The sequence below is a fragment of the Micromonospora sp. A202 genome (genome assembly GCF_006715105.1).
In the GTDB taxonomy this organism is placed as follows: domain Bacteria; phylum Actinomycetota; class Actinomycetes; order Mycobacteriales; family Micromonosporaceae; genus Micromonospora; species Micromonospora zamorensis.
The window spans coordinates 6,081,477-6,095,013 of record NZ_VFMP01000001.1 but is presented as its reverse complement, the minus strand read 5'-3'; the positions used below and the strand labels follow the sequence as shown (position 1 = coordinate 6,095,013).

15 protein-coding genes are annotated in these 13,537 nt (G+C 72.5%); 11 read left to right on the top strand and 4 right to left on the bottom strand.

The window, feature by feature from the left end:
- The first annotated feature begins 44 nt into the window (after positions 1-44).
- The 8 genes from FBZ33_RS28205 (at position 45) to FBZ33_RS28170 (ending at position 8,087) form a co-directional block, all read left to right on the top strand.
- Positions 45-1,334: a hypothetical protein gene (locus tag FBZ33_RS28205; RefSeq protein ID WP_141911311.1), complete on the top strand. Its 1,290-nt coding sequence runs from the start codon at positions 45-47 to the stop codon at positions 1,332-1,334.
- Between the two features lie 84 nt (positions 1,335-1,418).
- Entirely contained in the window at positions 1,419-2,810 is a 1,392-nt protein-coding gene (locus tag FBZ33_RS28200; RefSeq protein WP_141911310.1) for an efflux RND transporter periplasmic adaptor subunit, read from the top strand.
- A complete protein-coding gene (locus FBZ33_RS28195) occupies positions 2,807-3,760 on the top strand; it encodes an ABC transporter ATP-binding protein (protein ID WP_141911308.1) in 954 nt (317 codons plus the stop codon). The genes FBZ33_RS28200 and FBZ33_RS28195 overlap by 4 nt, the downstream gene beginning before the upstream one ends.
- Complete coding sequence (locus tag FBZ33_RS28190) at positions 3,757-4,941, top strand: ABC transporter permease (protein ID WP_088950342.1); 1,185 nt, start codon at positions 3,757-3,759, stop codon at positions 4,939-4,941. Before FBZ33_RS28195 ends, FBZ33_RS28190 begins: the two co-directional genes overlap by 4 nt.
- A gap of 212 nt (positions 4,942-5,153) precedes the next feature.
- Positions 5,154-5,363, top strand: a complete 210-nt coding sequence (locus FBZ33_RS28185; protein ID WP_007465625.1) for a helix-turn-helix domain-containing protein — start codon at positions 5,154-5,156, stop codon at positions 5,361-5,363.
- A gap of 270 nt (positions 5,364-5,633) precedes the next feature.
- Positions 5,634-5,735, top strand: coding sequence for a 30S ribosomal protein bS22 (locus FBZ33_RS28180; protein WP_007465623.1), 102 nt, complete (start codon positions 5,634-5,636; stop codon positions 5,733-5,735).
- Positions 5,736-5,857: 122 nt separating this feature from the next.
- Entirely contained in the window at positions 5,858-6,931 is a 1,074-nt protein-coding gene (locus tag FBZ33_RS28175; protein WP_088952039.1) for an NAD-dependent epimerase/dehydratase family protein, read from the top strand.
- A 55-nt stretch (positions 6,932-6,986) separates the two neighbouring features.
- Positions 6,987-8,087 (top strand): lysophospholipid acyltransferase family protein, encoded by a 1,101-nt coding sequence (locus tag FBZ33_RS28170; RefSeq protein ID WP_370453055.1) that lies wholly within the window; start codon positions 6,987-6,989, stop codon positions 8,085-8,087.
- Between the two features lies 1 nt (position 8,088).
- Here FBZ33_RS28170 and FBZ33_RS28165 read toward each other — a convergent pair whose 3' ends face one another.
- The 3 genes from FBZ33_RS28165 to FBZ33_RS28155 form a co-directional block, all read right to left on the bottom strand.
- A complete protein-coding gene (locus FBZ33_RS28165; protein ID WP_088950341.1) occupies positions 8,089-8,958 on the bottom strand; it encodes an HAD family phosphatase in 870 nt (289 codons plus the stop codon).
- Between the two features lie 128 nt (positions 8,959-9,086).
- Entirely contained in the window at positions 9,087-9,965 is an 879-nt protein-coding gene (locus tag FBZ33_RS28160; RefSeq protein WP_370453109.1) for a DUF5667 domain-containing protein, read from the bottom strand.
- A 281-nt stretch (positions 9,966-10,246) separates the two neighbouring features.
- The gene (locus FBZ33_RS28155) at positions 10,247-11,200 is read right to left on the bottom strand and encodes an ECF subfamily RNA polymerase sigma factor, BldN family (RefSeq protein WP_141911305.1); all 954 of its coding nucleotides are present in this window, start codon (positions 11,198-11,200) and stop codon (positions 10,247-10,249) included.
- A 571-nt stretch (positions 11,201-11,771) separates the two neighbouring features.
- Here FBZ33_RS28155 and FBZ33_RS28150 point away from each other — a divergent pair.
- Genes FBZ33_RS28150 through FBZ33_RS28140 form a run of 3 tightly spaced genes read left to right on the top strand, consistent with a single transcriptional unit; the run spans position 11,772 to position 12,902 of the window.
- A complete protein-coding gene (locus FBZ33_RS28150; protein ID WP_088950339.1) occupies positions 11,772-11,975 on the top strand; it encodes a hypothetical protein in 204 nt (67 codons plus the stop codon).
- Positions 11,965-12,219: a glutaredoxin family protein gene (locus FBZ33_RS28145; protein ID WP_030329740.1), complete on the top strand. Its 255-nt coding sequence runs from the start codon at positions 11,965-11,967 to the stop codon at positions 12,217-12,219. The genes FBZ33_RS28150 and FBZ33_RS28145 overlap by 11 nt, the downstream gene beginning before the upstream one ends.
- Before the next feature lie 20 nt (positions 12,220-12,239).
- Complete coding sequence (locus FBZ33_RS28140) at positions 12,240-12,902, top strand: HAD family hydrolase (protein ID WP_088950338.1); 663 nt, start codon at positions 12,240-12,242, stop codon at positions 12,900-12,902.
- Here FBZ33_RS28140 and FBZ33_RS28135 read toward each other — a convergent pair.
- Positions 12,883-13,536 carry a response regulator transcription factor gene (locus FBZ33_RS28135; protein WP_088950337.1) on the bottom strand — a complete coding sequence of 218 codons (654 nt, stop codon included), beginning with the start codon at positions 13,534-13,536 and terminating at the stop codon, positions 12,883-12,885. The genes FBZ33_RS28140 and FBZ33_RS28135 overlap by 20 nt on opposite strands.
- Position 13,537 lies beyond the last annotated feature (1 nt).

Sequence of the window (13,537 nt, the reverse complement as noted above, 5' to 3'; positions counted from 1 at the left end):
GGTCGGCCTCGCCCCTCTCAGCAATTGGTCGTACCCTTCGGCGGGTGACTGACGGGGTGCAGCAGCCAGCACCACGGCGGCTCTGGCCGCTGTGGACGGTGCTCGTGGTGGTCTTCCTGCTGCTGGGCTGTGGCCTGCCGGCGCTGCTCGTCGTCGGAGTGATCCGGGAGAACGGCACCCGGTCCACGATCAGCCGGGCCGGCGTCTCGACGGCCGACGATCCCGCCACCACGGTGGCCCGAGGGCTGGCCGACCGGATGACCGCCCAGCTCCAACGGCAGTCCACGGCCCTGCTCGGCGGCGACCGCGCTGGTTTCCTCGCCGTCGCCGACCCCGCCGCGCACAGTGACCTGCGCCGCCGCTTCGCCGCCCTACGCGGGCTGAAGGTCACCGTCTGGCGGGCCGAGCCGAGCGGTCTGCCCGCGCCGATCACCGACAAGCCGGGCGAGTGGCGGCTCCTGGTGCGTTTCCAGTACTGCTTCGTCGCACCGAACTGCCAGCCCAGCCCGGTGCTGATCGGCACCCGCTGGCGGGAGAACGGCGACCAGCCCCGGTTGGTCGCCATGGAGGAATCCAGGTCGGTGGAGACCGGCACCCGCCCCTGGGAGATCAGCGACCTGGCCGTGGCGATCGGCGCGCGGACCATCGTCGCCACCACCCCGGCGCTGCGCGGCAAGCTGCCCGGCCTGCTCGCCCAGGCCGAGGCGGCGGCCAGGGTCGCCGACGGATACGCGGTGACCGGCTCGCCGCCGGACCGCTACCGGATCTTCTACGCCGGCCGGAACGAGTGGAAACGCTGGTACGGCGGCGACCGGCCAGAATGGACCGGCGGTTACGCCGTGACAGTGGGCGGCGGGCACCACGAGGTGGTGCTCAACGCCGACGGGCTCTCCAGCAGCGGCACCGACGACCTGCTCCGGCACGAGTTGACCCACGCGGCCACACTGCCGGAGCGCGGCTACCCGGGCAAGGACACCTGGTGGCTGGTGGAAGGGCTGGCCGAGTTCGCCGGCGCCGGCGGCCAGGCGGTCGACCGGTACGAGGGGATCGCCGACGTACGGAAACTGGTCCGGGGCGGCTGGGATGGCCAGTTGGAGGGCATCAACCCCGCCGACGACGCCTCCGCCGAGCGCGTCGGCGGCAGTTACGGCGTCGGCTACCTGGCCGTCCGGCACCTCGTCGACCGGTACGGGCCGCTGCGGTTGCTCACCTTCTTCAAGACCGTGGTGCACGATCGCAGGACCCTCGACGTGGCCGCCGAGAAGGCGTTCGGCGAGCAGTGGTCGACGTTGCACGACGAGTGCGTCGCGTACGTCCGCGCCGCCGCCGGCTGACCGACACCTCGCCGTCCAGGGCCTTCGGGCGGGAGCAACCGAGCGGCTCGCGGTCGCCGGGACGGCTGGTCGTACCATCGATGGGTGCGCCGCCCTCAGTTGCCGCGGCCCGCCAGCACCACGCGGCCCCGCCTGCTCATCGCCCTGACCGCCGTCGCCGTCCTCACCGCCACCACCGCCGCCTCGTGCGGTGACGACCAGCCGCCTGTCGCGCTCGCCTCGGCCGCCCGCAACCCGGTGAGCGAGGTGATCGACGCGCCGGCGACGGTGACGGCCCGGGCCGCAGCCACCCTGACCGCTCCCGCCGACGGCACCCTGTCCAACCTGCGTGTCCAACCGGGACAGTCGGTGAAGCGTGGCCAGGTTCTCGCCGTTGTCGACTCGCCCTCCGCCCAGCAGCGGCTGCGGCAGGCGAAGGAGGCGTTGGACGCGGCGAAGCGCGCCGGGCGGGGTGTCTCGACGGGTGACCTGACCGGCAGCCGGCGCGACACCGACAAGGCCGCGAACGAGGCGTTCGACGCCGCCCGGAAGGCCGCCGAGAAGATCGCCGACCCGCAGTTGAAGAACGCGCTGCTGACCCAGGTGACGTCCGCCCAGCGGCAGTACGCTGCCGCCGCCCGGAGCGCCGACCAGGCCGTCCGCGCGGTGCAGCGGGGGATCAGCGGGCTGAACTCCGCCGTCGGCGCGCTGTCCGCGGCGCAGCGGCTCCAGGCACAGCAGGGGTACGACCTGGCGAAGGCGACAGTCGACGCGCTGACCCTGCGCACTCCGATCGCCGGTGTGGTGCAACCCGGCGGCACCCGGGCCGGCGGCGGCGCGACCGGAGGCCTCGCCGGGCTGTTGGAGCAGGCCGGTGGCGCTCAGGCCGCCGGCCTCGACCCGTCGGTGCTGGCTCCCAGCCAGGGTGGACCGCCGGCCGGGGTGGACGACGCGGTCGCGGTCGGCGGCCGGGTCACCGCCGGCACGCCGGTGCTGACCGTGGTCGACACCGGGCAGTTGGGGCTGCTCGCCGAGGTGGACGAGACCGACGTGCTGCTGGTCAAGGCCGGTGTGACGGCCACTGTCGAGCTGGACGCCGTCACCGGCGCCAGCTACGACGCCACCGTCCGCTCGGTCGACGTGCTGCCCACCAGCTCCGCGCAGGGCGGGGTCAGCTACCGGGTGCGCCTCGCACTGGGCGCCGGGAAGCTCGCCGAGGACGAGCCGGCCCCCACGCCCCGCCCGGGCATGAACGCGATCGTCCACCTGCGGGTCCGCGAGGCAGCCGACGCGGTGACCGTTCCCGCCTCTGCGGTGTTCTCCGCCGACGGCCGGGACGCGGTCTGGGTGGTCCGCGACGGCAGGGCCGGCCGGGCGGCGGTGACAGTGGGCGTCCAGGGGTCGGATCTGGTGCAGATCCTCAACGGTGTCCACCCTGGTGACCGGATCGTGGTGCGCGGCACCGACCAGGTGCGCGACGGCCAGGAGGTGCGGTGACCGGCGGCCCGCCGGCGATCGAGGCGGTGGACGTGTCCCGGACGTACCACCTCGACGGGGTGTCCGTGGAGGCGTTGCGCGGGGTGTCGCTGGTCGTGCAACCGGGGGACTACGTGGCCCTGGTCGGCCCGTCCGGCTCGGGCAAGTCCACGCTCATGCACCTCCTCGGTGGGCTGGACCGGCCGACCGGTGGCCGTCTGGTGATCGGCGGGCGGGACGTCAACGCGCTGGCCCCGCCGGAGATGGCGACCCTGCGCAACGAGACGATCGGGTTCGTCTTCCAGGCGTTCCACCTGCTGCCGCGTACCTCGGCGGTGGAGAACGTGGCCCTGCCGCTGGTCTACCGGGGTGTGTCGGCCCGCCAGCGCCGGGAGCGGGCGGCGGCGATGCTCGGCCGGGTCGGCCTCGGGCACCGGCTGGACCACCGGCCCAACCAGATGTCCGGCGGTGAGCAGCAACGGGTCGCGATCGCCCGCGCGCTGGTCACCGAACCGACGGTGCTGTTGGCCGACGAGCCCACCGGCAACCTGGACAGCGTCACCGGCGCGGCGGTGCTGGAGCTGTTGGAGCGACTGAACGCGGAGTCCGGGGTGGCGCTGGTGATGGTCACCCACGATCAGGAGGTGGCGGCGCGGGCGCGTCGCCGGATCACGATGCGCGACGGCGCGGTCGTGGCGGACAGCGCCGCAGCCGACGGCGCCGCGGCCGCACGCCCGGCAGACGCGGACGGCGACGACCCGCACTCCGACCATGATCGACCGCCGTCCGTTGATCACGGTCGACCTGCGACACTGGTCCCCGCTCCCAGCGCGGAGCCCCGGTCCGCGTCCGGAAGCGGTCCGGGGCACCCGTCCGGTGGCTCCGGTGGCGCCGCCGGAGCCACCGGGCGCCTTCCGCGCGGGGCCGACCCGGGCGAGCCCGGTGTCCAGCGGCCCGGAGGTGCGACGTGAGGGTCGCCGAGGCGTGGCGGGTGGCACTGGACGCCCTACGGGCCAACCGGCTGCGCAGCGCGCTGACCATGCTCGGGGTGATCATCGGGGTGGCCTCGGTGGTCCTGCTGGTGGCCATCGGCACCGGCACCAAGCAGAAGGTCGAGCAACAGGTCGAGGGCCTCGGCTCCAACCTGCTGCTGGTCGTCCCCGGCCGGATCGAGGTGGGCAACGCGCCGGTGGTCTCGCCGCTGACCCTCAAGGACGTGGACGCCGTCACCAGGGTGGTCGGCGACCCGGACCGGGTGGCGGTCACCGTCGCCTCCGGTGCGACAGCGCGAGCCGGCGCCCGCTCGGACTTCACGACTGTGCAGGGGGTGCTGGAAACCACCCCGGCGGTGTTCACCCGGTCGCTGGCCCGGGGCCGCTACCTCACCGGCACCGACGTGGACACCAGTCGGCGGGTGGCGGTGCTCGGCGACTCGGTGGCCCGCGCGCTCTTCCCCGACCGGGACCCGCTCGGCCAGCAGGTGGCGCTGGCCGGGGTGCGGTTCCGGGTGATCGGCGTCTTCGCGCCACTGGGGCAGAGCCTCGGTGTCGACCGGGACGACGAGGTGCACGTACCGGTGACCGCCGCACAGCGACTGTGGGGCACCCAGCGGGTGGACGGCATCGCGGTGAAGGCACCCGACCGGGAGCGCATCGACGAACTGGGCGAACGGATCGTCGCCGAACTCAACCGCCGCCACCCCGACACCGAGTTCAGCGCGGTCACCCAACAGCAGATCCTCGGTGTGCTCGGCGACATCCTCGGCGTCCTCACCGGCGTCCTGGCCGCCATCGCCGGCATCTCGTTGCTCGTCGGCGGCGTCGGCGTCTCCAACATCATGCTGGTCAGCGTCCGGGAGCGGACCCGGGAGATCGGGCTCCGCAAGGCCGTCGGCGCGCGCCCGCGCGACATCGGGGTGCAGTTCCTGCTCGAAGCGGTGCTGCTCACCACGATCGGCGGGCTGACCGGGATGGCGCTGGGCGTGGGGACCGCCCTGCTGGTCAACGCGCTGTCGCCGATCCCCGCCGCGATCACCTGGTGGTCGTTGGCGCTCGCCTTCGGCGTCTCGGCGGTGGTGGGCATCGTCTTCGGGGTCGTACCCGCGCAGCGCGCCGGCCGGCTCGACCCGGTGGTCGCGCTGCGCGCCGAATGAGCAGGATCGGAGCAACCGGACGGCCGTCGCAGGCGGGCAGATACCGGGAGCACGGATCGGGTGAACCAGCGATCGAAGCATGATCAGTTGTACGAAGGGATCGCGCCGGTCACAACCGCCCCGCTACCGTACTGGTAACACGCGCGTCGCCGGCCCGGCCCGGAGCATCCGTCGGGTTGGCACGCGCCGGGCATGGGATGGGTCGGTGAGCCATGGCCGGGTCGCAGTCCGACGGACGGCTGTCGGAGGTCAAGTTCCTGACCGTCGCTGAGGTGGCGACGGTCATGCGGGTGTCGAAGATGACGGTCTATCGACTGGTGCACAGTGGTGAGCTCACCGCCGTCCGGGTCGGCCGCTCATTCCGGGTGCCCGAGCATGCGGTGCACGAATATCTTCGGGGTGCCTTTCAGGAAACCGCCTGAGCCACCGTTCCGCCCTCCAGGTGCCTTGTGACCGGCATCGGTGAGCGCGAGGAGTGAGCTTGCGAGCCCCCCAGTCGCGAGCGAAAGGTGGCCCCGACGGGGGCGCGTTGGTCCGGCTGACGCTCTGCGGCTACCCTGGAGCCCGACCGAGACCCCACCGGTGCGTCCCGCCGCCCAGACTGGTCCGGTCCGTTGTCCGCAAGCGGTCGCCGTCGCCACCTGCGTGGTGTCATCCGGTCCGCCCCGAACGTTGTATCGAAAGGCTGTCGTATGGGCTCGGTGGTCAAGAAGCGCCGTAAGCGCATGGCTAAGAAGAAGCACCGCAAGCTGCTGCGCAAGACCCGCGTCCAGCGTCGCCGTCTCGGCAAGTGATCGCCGCCGGGCTCAGAGCCCGGCGTTCGGCGTCACTTGCCAAACTGTCGACCCCCGGAGGCTCAGGTGATCAGGCCGTGGTCGTCCCGGCTCGGTCCATCCTGCCGGGGTAGGTGCGTCAGATGACCCCCGGTGGCACCTCTGGTGCTCCGGGGGTCGTCGTCGTCACCGGGGTCGGCCGCTATCTGGGTGCCCACGTGGCGGCCCGACTCGCCGCCGACCCGCGGATCGAGCGGGTCATCGGCGTGGACGCACCGGACTCGGGCACCGAGTTCACCGACCTGCTCGACCGGGTCGAACGGATCCGCGTCGACAACGATGCGCTCGGTGGGCTCCTCGCCGACCTGGACGTCGACGCGGTGGTGCACCTCGCGCTGGTCAGCTCTCCCGACCCGCAGCACGGTGGCCGGTCGGCCATGAAGGACCAGAACGTCATCGGCACCATGCACCTGCTGGCCGCGTGCCAACGGGCACCCCGGCTGCGCAAGATCGTGGTCCGCTCGTCCACCGCCGCGTACGGGGTGTCGTTCCGGGACCCGGCGGTCTTCACCGAGGAGACCGAGCCACGCGAGGTCCCGCGCGGCGGTTTCGGCCGCGACATCCTCGACCTTGAAGGCTACGTCCGCGGTTTCCGGCGCCGTCGGTCCGACGTCACCGCGACGGTGCTGCGCTTCGCGCCGTTCATCGGCTCGACCGCCGACACCACGTTGACCCGCTACTTCGCGCAGCCCTTCGTGCCGACCGTCTTCGGCCGTGACCCCCGTCTGCAGTTCCTGCACTTCGACGACGCGTTGGAGGTGCTGCACCGGTCGATCGTGGAAGATCACCCGGGCACGTACAACGTCGCCGGCCCAGGGGTGTTGTCGCTGTCCCAGGCGATCCGGCGAGCCGGACGGGTGGCCGTGCCGGTGTTGGAACCGGGCCTCTCCGGTGCCGCCGCGCTGGCCCGCTCCATGGGCTTCGGCCGTTACGGCCTGGACCAGGTCGACCTCTTCGTACACGGCCGGGTTGTCGACACCAGCCGGCTTGAGCAGGAGTACGGCTTCACGCCCCGCTCCACCGCCAAGGCGTTCGAGGACTTCATCCGCGCCCACCAGGGTGGGGTGGTGGTCACCCGGGGTCAGCTGGCCGTTGCCGAGCAACTCGTCCTGGACGGCATCCGGCAGGTCCGCTCCGCGGTTCAGGAGCGGCCATGAGCGCGAGGAGTCAGCCGGTTGTACGAGCCGCGCAGTCGCGAACCGAGGTGGCGTCATGACCGGGCCGACAGAGGGGCGTGACCCGCAGGGGGTCGGGCGCTTCGACGTACCCCAGCAGTCGCCCGCAGCGGACGCGGACCCGGCGCGGCGCAACGGTCATCGGCCGGCGGCGCAGGTCGCCCCGACGCCGACGCCCACGCCGGCCGACGAGGTCGACACCGCGGCCACCGACGAGCCCGTCGGCGCGGACGCGGACGCCTCGGTCGACGCATCGACGCCGGGTGGCACCCCGCCGGCCGTGGCGGACCGGCCGGGGGACCACTGGGACCGCAAGGTCGCCAACGGCCTGGCGTTCCTGCGCCGACGGCTCGCCGGCGACTACGAGGTCGACGAGTTCGGCTTCGACCCGGAGTTGACCGACGCGGTCTTCCACCCGCTGCTGAGGCTGCTCTACCGGGACTGGTTCCGCACCGAGGTCAGTGGGGTGGAGCATGTGCCGGTCGACGGGCCCGCACTGGTGGTCGGCAACCACTCGGGGACGGTGGCGCTGGACGCGTTGATCCTCTCGGCTGCGCTGCACGACAAGCACCCTGCCCACCGCTACCTACGGCTGCTCGGCGCTGACCTGGTCTTCCGGATGCCGGTGGTGTCCGAGCTCGCCCGCAAGACCGGCGGCACTGTGGCCTGCAACCCGGACGCCGAGCGGCTGCTCGGTGGGGGAGACCTGGTCGGTGTGTTCCCCGAGGGCTTCAAGGGGATCGGCAAGCTCTACGCCGACCGGTACAAGCTGCAACGGTTCGGGCGGGGCGGTTTCGTCTCGGCGGCGCTGCGCACGGGCACCCCGATCGTGCCGGTCGCCATCGTCGGTGGCGAGGAGATCTACCCGATGCTCGCCGACATCAAGCCCCTGGCCCGACTGCTCAAGCTGCCCTACTTCCCGGTCACGCCGACCTTCCCGTGGCTCGGCCCGCTGGGCATGGTGCCGCTGCCCAGCAAGTGGCTGATCGAGTTCTGCCCGCCCATCCCGACGGCCCACCTGACCGACTCGGCGGACGACCCGCTGGTGGTGTTCAACCTCGCCGACCAGGTGCGGGAGACCATCCAGCAGACCCTGCACACGTTGCTGGAGCGACGGCCCGACCCGTTCGGTCCCTGAGTCAGTCGGCGCGGCGGCGGCGCTGCAACGCCAGGCCGGCGGTGACCGCGCCGGCGACCAGACCGGCCGCCGCGGTCGACGGCACGGCGATCTTGACCGCGCGCCGGCCGGTGCGGAAGTCCCGTACCTCCCAGCCGTGCTGGCGGGCCTGCCGCAGCAGGCTGCCGTCCGGGTTGACGGCCACCGCCCTGCCCACCGCACGGAGCAGCGGCAGGTCGTTGGCCGAGTCGCTGTAGGCCGCGCAGCGGGTCAGGTCGAGCCCTTCCACAGCGGCGAGCTGGGTGACCGCCTCGGCCTTCGCCGGCCCGTGCATCAGGTCACCCACCAACCTCCCGGTGTACGCCCCGTCGACGATCTCGGCCACCGTGCCGATGGCACCGGTCAGGCCGAGCCGGGCGGCGATCACCCGGCCGATCTCCACCGGGGCCGCGCTGACCAGCCACACCCGCTGGCCGGCGCCCAGGTGACCTCGGGCGAGCTGGTGGGTGCCCGCCCAGATCCGGGGAGCCATCATCTCGTCGAAGATCTCCTCGGCGAGGTGCTCCACCTCGTCGACCCGCCAGCCCTGGACGAAGGCCAGCGCGGCCTCCTTGGCCAGCGACATGTCACCGGCGTGCTCCCTGGCCAGCAGCCGGAACCGGAGCTGCTGCCAGGCGAACCGGGCCAGGTCGGAGGTGGTGACGTAGTTGCGGGAGGCGAGCCCACGGGCGAACCAGTAGATCGAGGCGCCCTGCATCATGGTGTTGTCCACGTCGAAGAACGCCGCGGCCGTCGAATCCGGCGCGGTGGCCGGGGCCAGGTCGGTCTCCGCCCAGCCCGCGGTGTGCCCCTCGGCGTCGGTGCTGACCGTCACCTTACGGCTGCGCGCCACGCGACTCCCTTCCTCACCGGTACGACGGATGCCTTTCAGCGAAGGGTAGCCGCCGGATACGGCCGACCGGCCGAGCACAGAACGAACTGTGGCGCGGCCGGTCGGACCTGCGGTATAGGGGGTGCGGGTCAGCGCGCCCCGGGGCAGGCGCTCGGGTTGGGGCCGAGGGTGTCGCTGGCGGTCGGGGCCGGGAGGCCGCAGGCGATTGCCGCACGCAGTGCATCCGAACGTTCCCGGATGGTGTCCAGGAGGACCAGCGACCGCTGGGTCCGGGCCCGGTCGGCGCGGGTGCCCCCGTCGAGCAGGCCACTCACCGCCCGGCGTTGCCCCGAGACGAAGGTGTTGAGTGTGTCCAGGCTGCCCGGCTCGGCCCGCTGCACGGCGGCGGCGGTCAGCAGGCGTACGCCCTGCCGGGTGTCGGCGTCCATGTCGTCGAGGACCGCGCTGTAGCCGATCCGGTCGCCGCGCAGCTTGGCTGCCTCACCGACCCGGGTCCGGGCGAAGTCCAGGAAGAGCTGGCCGCGGCTGATGTCCGAGCTGGCCAGGGCGAGTTGCGCGCGTTCGGTCGAGCGCTTCATGCCGTAGAGCGCGTCGCCGGGCACGGCGTTCTCGCTGGCGGCGGAGATGCCGGAGACCGCGATGGCGCCGGCCGCGATGCCGATCAGGATCGCGCCCCGAGCTCGCGCCCGCCGAGCGGTGACCGCCGGCAGCAGCCGCCCCCGGGTCGTCGTCGTGGTGGTTGGTTCGCTGGCCGCCGGTGCGGTGCCCAGTCCTTCGCGTTCGGCGGTCGCGAGCAGCATTGCCCGCAGGCCGGTACGGAAGTCCGGGTTCACCTCGACAGCCGGAGGGTCGACGGTGAGCTGCTGACCCACCGCGACGAGCGGCGCGAGTTGACCGTCCACCCCGGATCGCACGTGGTGTCGTCGAGCGCCGTTGGCCTCGTCGAGAAGCTGCGCGAAGCGCTCGGCGCGCCGGCGGGAGAAGAGGATGTTGTCCACCGCAGGCACCTCCCTCTCGCTGGTCACGGCCGGTCGGCCGCGGTCGTTGCCAGCGACCGGGCGGCAGTGTGACACCACGGAGGTGAGGTTCCGCCGGCGTGCCGGTCGGACCTCGGTGTCCCGGGCCTGCCAGGACATCCACCGGTCGCACCCGGAGAAACGCGGCGGACCGGGCACGGGTTACGGGCCTGGCGGGCTGGAAATTACAGAAAGTGATCGTCGTCACCGGGCGGGACCGACTCTGACCTGCAAGGACGTTGATCGGCGTCCATCGGCCCCGCCGAAACAATCTACGGCTGGAAGCCGTCGGGAAGGAGGCGGGCCAGGGCGCGAACCGCCCGGTACTGGAGGGCCTTGATGGCGCCCTCGTTCTTGCCCATCGCACGGGCCGTCTCGGCGACCGAGAAGCCCTGGAGGAAGCGGAGCACGATGCACTCCTGCTGCTCCGGGTTGAGCTGTTTCACGGCGGTGAGCAGCGCGACGTTGGTGATGTGCTCCACCACCGCGGCCTCCGGGCTGCCCTCCGGGCCCCGGTCCTCCCGGTCGGCGTCGAGCACGTCGCCGGTGGTGACCTCCAGCCGGTAGCGGCCCGACTTGAAGTGGTCCGCGACCAGGTTGCGGGCGATCGTCACCAGCCAGGCGCCGAGGTCGCGGCCCTGCCAGGTGAAGCTGCCGATCCGCTTGAGCGCGCGCAGGAAGGTGTCCGAGGTGAGGTCCTCGGCGAGTTGCCGGTTGCCGACCCGGAAGTAGACGAACCGGAACACGGTGTCCACGTACCGGTCGTAGATCAGACCGAACGCCTCGGACTCGCCGGCCTGGGCCCGCTCGATCAGCGTCCAGACCTCGGTGGCCGGGTCGGACGGGTCCGGGCGGCTCGGGAAGCCGGTCGGGGTGGTGGCGGTGGTCGCCGGCACCGCCGGGATCACCGCTGTCTCACCCGCCGCCGGGTCGGTGGTCACCGCTGGTGTGTCGCTGACCCGTCGACCCTGCGCTGGCAGCGGCCGGGGCGGTACGGCGACGCGACTCCCGGGCGGTCCACCGTTTCCGCCCGGCACCGCGGGCCGTGGCGTCGGTTCGTTGTGGTGTGGCCGGCTGCGTGTCCGATGCGCCGCGCCGTCGCCCCGCACGGCGGTGCCGTTTGATTCGTCCAGCGGGGAACGGGCCATCGGCCGCTCGTTGACGTGGGAGCGGGCCGGCTGACCTGTCAGGCCGAGCGGGCGTTCCGCGTAACCGAAGGTGGTCACCGGGCTGCCCCCGTCCCGTTGGCCACGGGACGGGCCGGTCTGTAGGTCAGCGGGACGGGCCGACCGGGATCCCGGTCGGGCAGGACGGTCATGGGAGTTGCCGGCGGGCGGCAATTCCCCTGGAGGTGCTGGTCCAATGCGCTCACAGGCACGGGGGCCTCCTCGGGCTGAGGGGTGTCGACTCACGGCAAATGGGGTGAGCCGACCCGAGTGATGATAGGGCCAACGTCACCCGCGCGTGGCAAGTCCGTTACACAAGGCGGAAGTATTTCCCCCTCCGCCGCACCGATGGCGGACCGGTTGTCCGTCGTGTGCGTTTGACTTTGCATCGGCGCGGTGTTCCAGGATGGATCACCTGGTCGGGGGCTGATTGCCCGTTCGGCTGGGCGCCGCGTCGAGTGGCGCGCCTGCTTGGCCGAGGCGTCTGTGGACGGTGCCGCCCGTCCCATCGACAGGACCTGGCCGGCCCGCCGATGGCACACAGGTGAGTCCCGTTCATGGGACTTTCGAAGTGCGGCGCCGGTGGAGCTCGCCGCCGCGGCGCGCTTCGCCGTAGGTCACCGGTCATCAGGTGCTCACCGGGCACCCCGGGGTGGCCGAGTCGGCGGTACGGGGTGTGCCGCACCCGAGGACCGGCGAGACTGTGCGGGCGTACGTGGTGCCGGCGCCCTGCCGCCGTGCTCGGCAAGGTAAAAAGGTCCAGCTCCGGCCGGCGACGCCAGCCGACCCACCCGCACCCGCCGACACCCGCACGGAGGTAACCGATGGCCACTGACGCCCGGCTCGCCCTGATCACCCGACCCGGCTGCCACCTGTGCGACGACGCCAAGGCCGCACTCGACCGGGTGGTGGCGGTCACCGGCGACAAGTGGGTCGAGTGGGACGTCACCGGCGACGAGGGGCTGGAGCGGGAGTACGGGGACCGGCTGCCCGTGGTGATGCTCGACGGCAAGGAGCACGGCTACTGGCGGGTCGAGGAGGACCGGCTGCTGCGGGACCTGACCACCCCGCAGCTCTGAGCGGTGCCTAAGGTGCTCTGATGACCCCTGCGCACCCCCACCTCGTGTGGGACTGGAACGGCACCCTGCTCAACGACCTCAGCCTGGTGGTGTCCGCCACCAACGTCGTGTTCGCGAGCCTGGGCGGGCCGACGGTCACCCTGGACGAGCACCGGGTGCGGTTCCGCCGACCGATCGCCGAGTACTACGCCGAGGTGCTCGGCCAGGCCGTCGACGACGACGAGTTCGGCCGACTGGACCGGATCTTCCACGACGCGTACCGCACCGGGTTGACCACCTGTGAGCTGGCCGCCGACGCGCGCACCGCGATGGCCGCCTGGCCGGGCGGCCAGAGCCTGCTCTCCATGTGGTTCCACGAGGAGCTGGTGCCGACCGTGCACACGTACGGGCTGACCGGCCACTTCGCCCGGGTCGACGGGCTGCGGGCCACGGTCGGCGGCGGCCGTAAGGCCGAGTCGCTCCAGCTGCACCTCACCGAGCTGGGCGTGGACGGCGCCTCGGTGGTGCTGATCGGTGACTCCATCGACGACGCGGACGCGGCCCTCGCGGTGGGCGGCCGTGCGGTGCTCTACACCGGCGGGTTCACCGACCCGGCACGGCTGCGTGACTCCGGTCACCCGGTGGCCGACACGCTCACCGACGCGGTGACCCTGGCCCGGGAGATCAGTTCCGCAGGTAGGTGAGGACGGCCAGCACCCGCCGGTGCTGCTCGGTGTCGGGCGGCAGGGTGAGCTTGGTGAAGATGTTGCGCACGTGCTTCTCCACCGCGCCGTCGCTGACCACCAGGGAACGGGCGATGGCGGTGTTCGAGCGGCCCTCGGCCATCAGGGCGAGCACCTCGCGCTCGCGGGGGGTCAGCTCGCTCAGCGGGTCGTCGCGGCGGCGTCGGGCGAAGAGCTGACCGACCACCTCCGGGTCGAGCACCGTGCCGCCGGCCGCCACCCTGCGCAGCGCGTCCAGGAACTCGTCGATCGCGGCCACCCGGTCCTTGAGCAGGTAGCCGATCCCGCCGCCGGCACCGCCGGTGGTAGCGAGCAGATCATCGGCGTACGAGACCTCGACGTACTGGGAGAGCACCAGGATCGGGGTACGCGGCACCAACCGGCGTGCCTCCACCGCTGCCCGCAGCCCCTCGTCGGTGTGCGACGGCGGCATCCGGACGTCAACGATCGACACGTCCGGGCGGTGCTCCACCACCGCCTCGACCAGCGCGTCGCCGTCGCCGACGGCAGCCACCACCTGGTGGCCGCTCTCGGTGAGCAGCCGGACCAGCCCCTCCCGGAGCAGGACGGCGTCGTCCGCGATCACGATGCGCATG

Bases quoted from the DNA above. Each gene is read 5' to 3' on its own strand.
- FBZ33_RS28180 (WP_007465623.1), top strand. From the start codon at position 5,634: ATGGGCTCGGTGGTCAAGAAGCGCCGTAAGCGCATGGCTAAGAAGAAG.
- FBZ33_RS28140 (WP_088950338.1), top strand. From the start codon at position 12,240: ATGACCCCTGCGCACCCCCACCTCGTGTGGGACTGGAACGGCACCCTG.
- FBZ33_RS28135 (WP_088950337.1), bottom strand. From the start codon at position 13,536: ATGCGCATCGTGATCGCGGACGACGCCGTCCTGCTCCGGGAGGGGCTG.
- FBZ33_RS28175 (WP_088952039.1), top strand. From the start codon at position 5,858: ATGACCCCCGGTGGCACCTCTGGTGCTCCGGGGGTCGTCGTCGTCACC.
- FBZ33_RS28185 (WP_007465625.1), top strand. From the start codon at position 5,154: ATGGCCGGGTCGCAGTCCGACGGACGGCTGTCGGAGGTCAAGTTCCTG.
- FBZ33_RS28145 (WP_030329740.1), top strand. From the start codon at position 11,965: ATGGCCACTGACGCCCGGCTCGCCCTGATCACCCGACCCGGCTGCCAC.
- FBZ33_RS28170 (WP_370453055.1), top strand. From the start codon at position 6,987: ATGACCGGGCCGACAGAGGGGCGTGACCCGCAGGGGGTCGGGCGCTTC.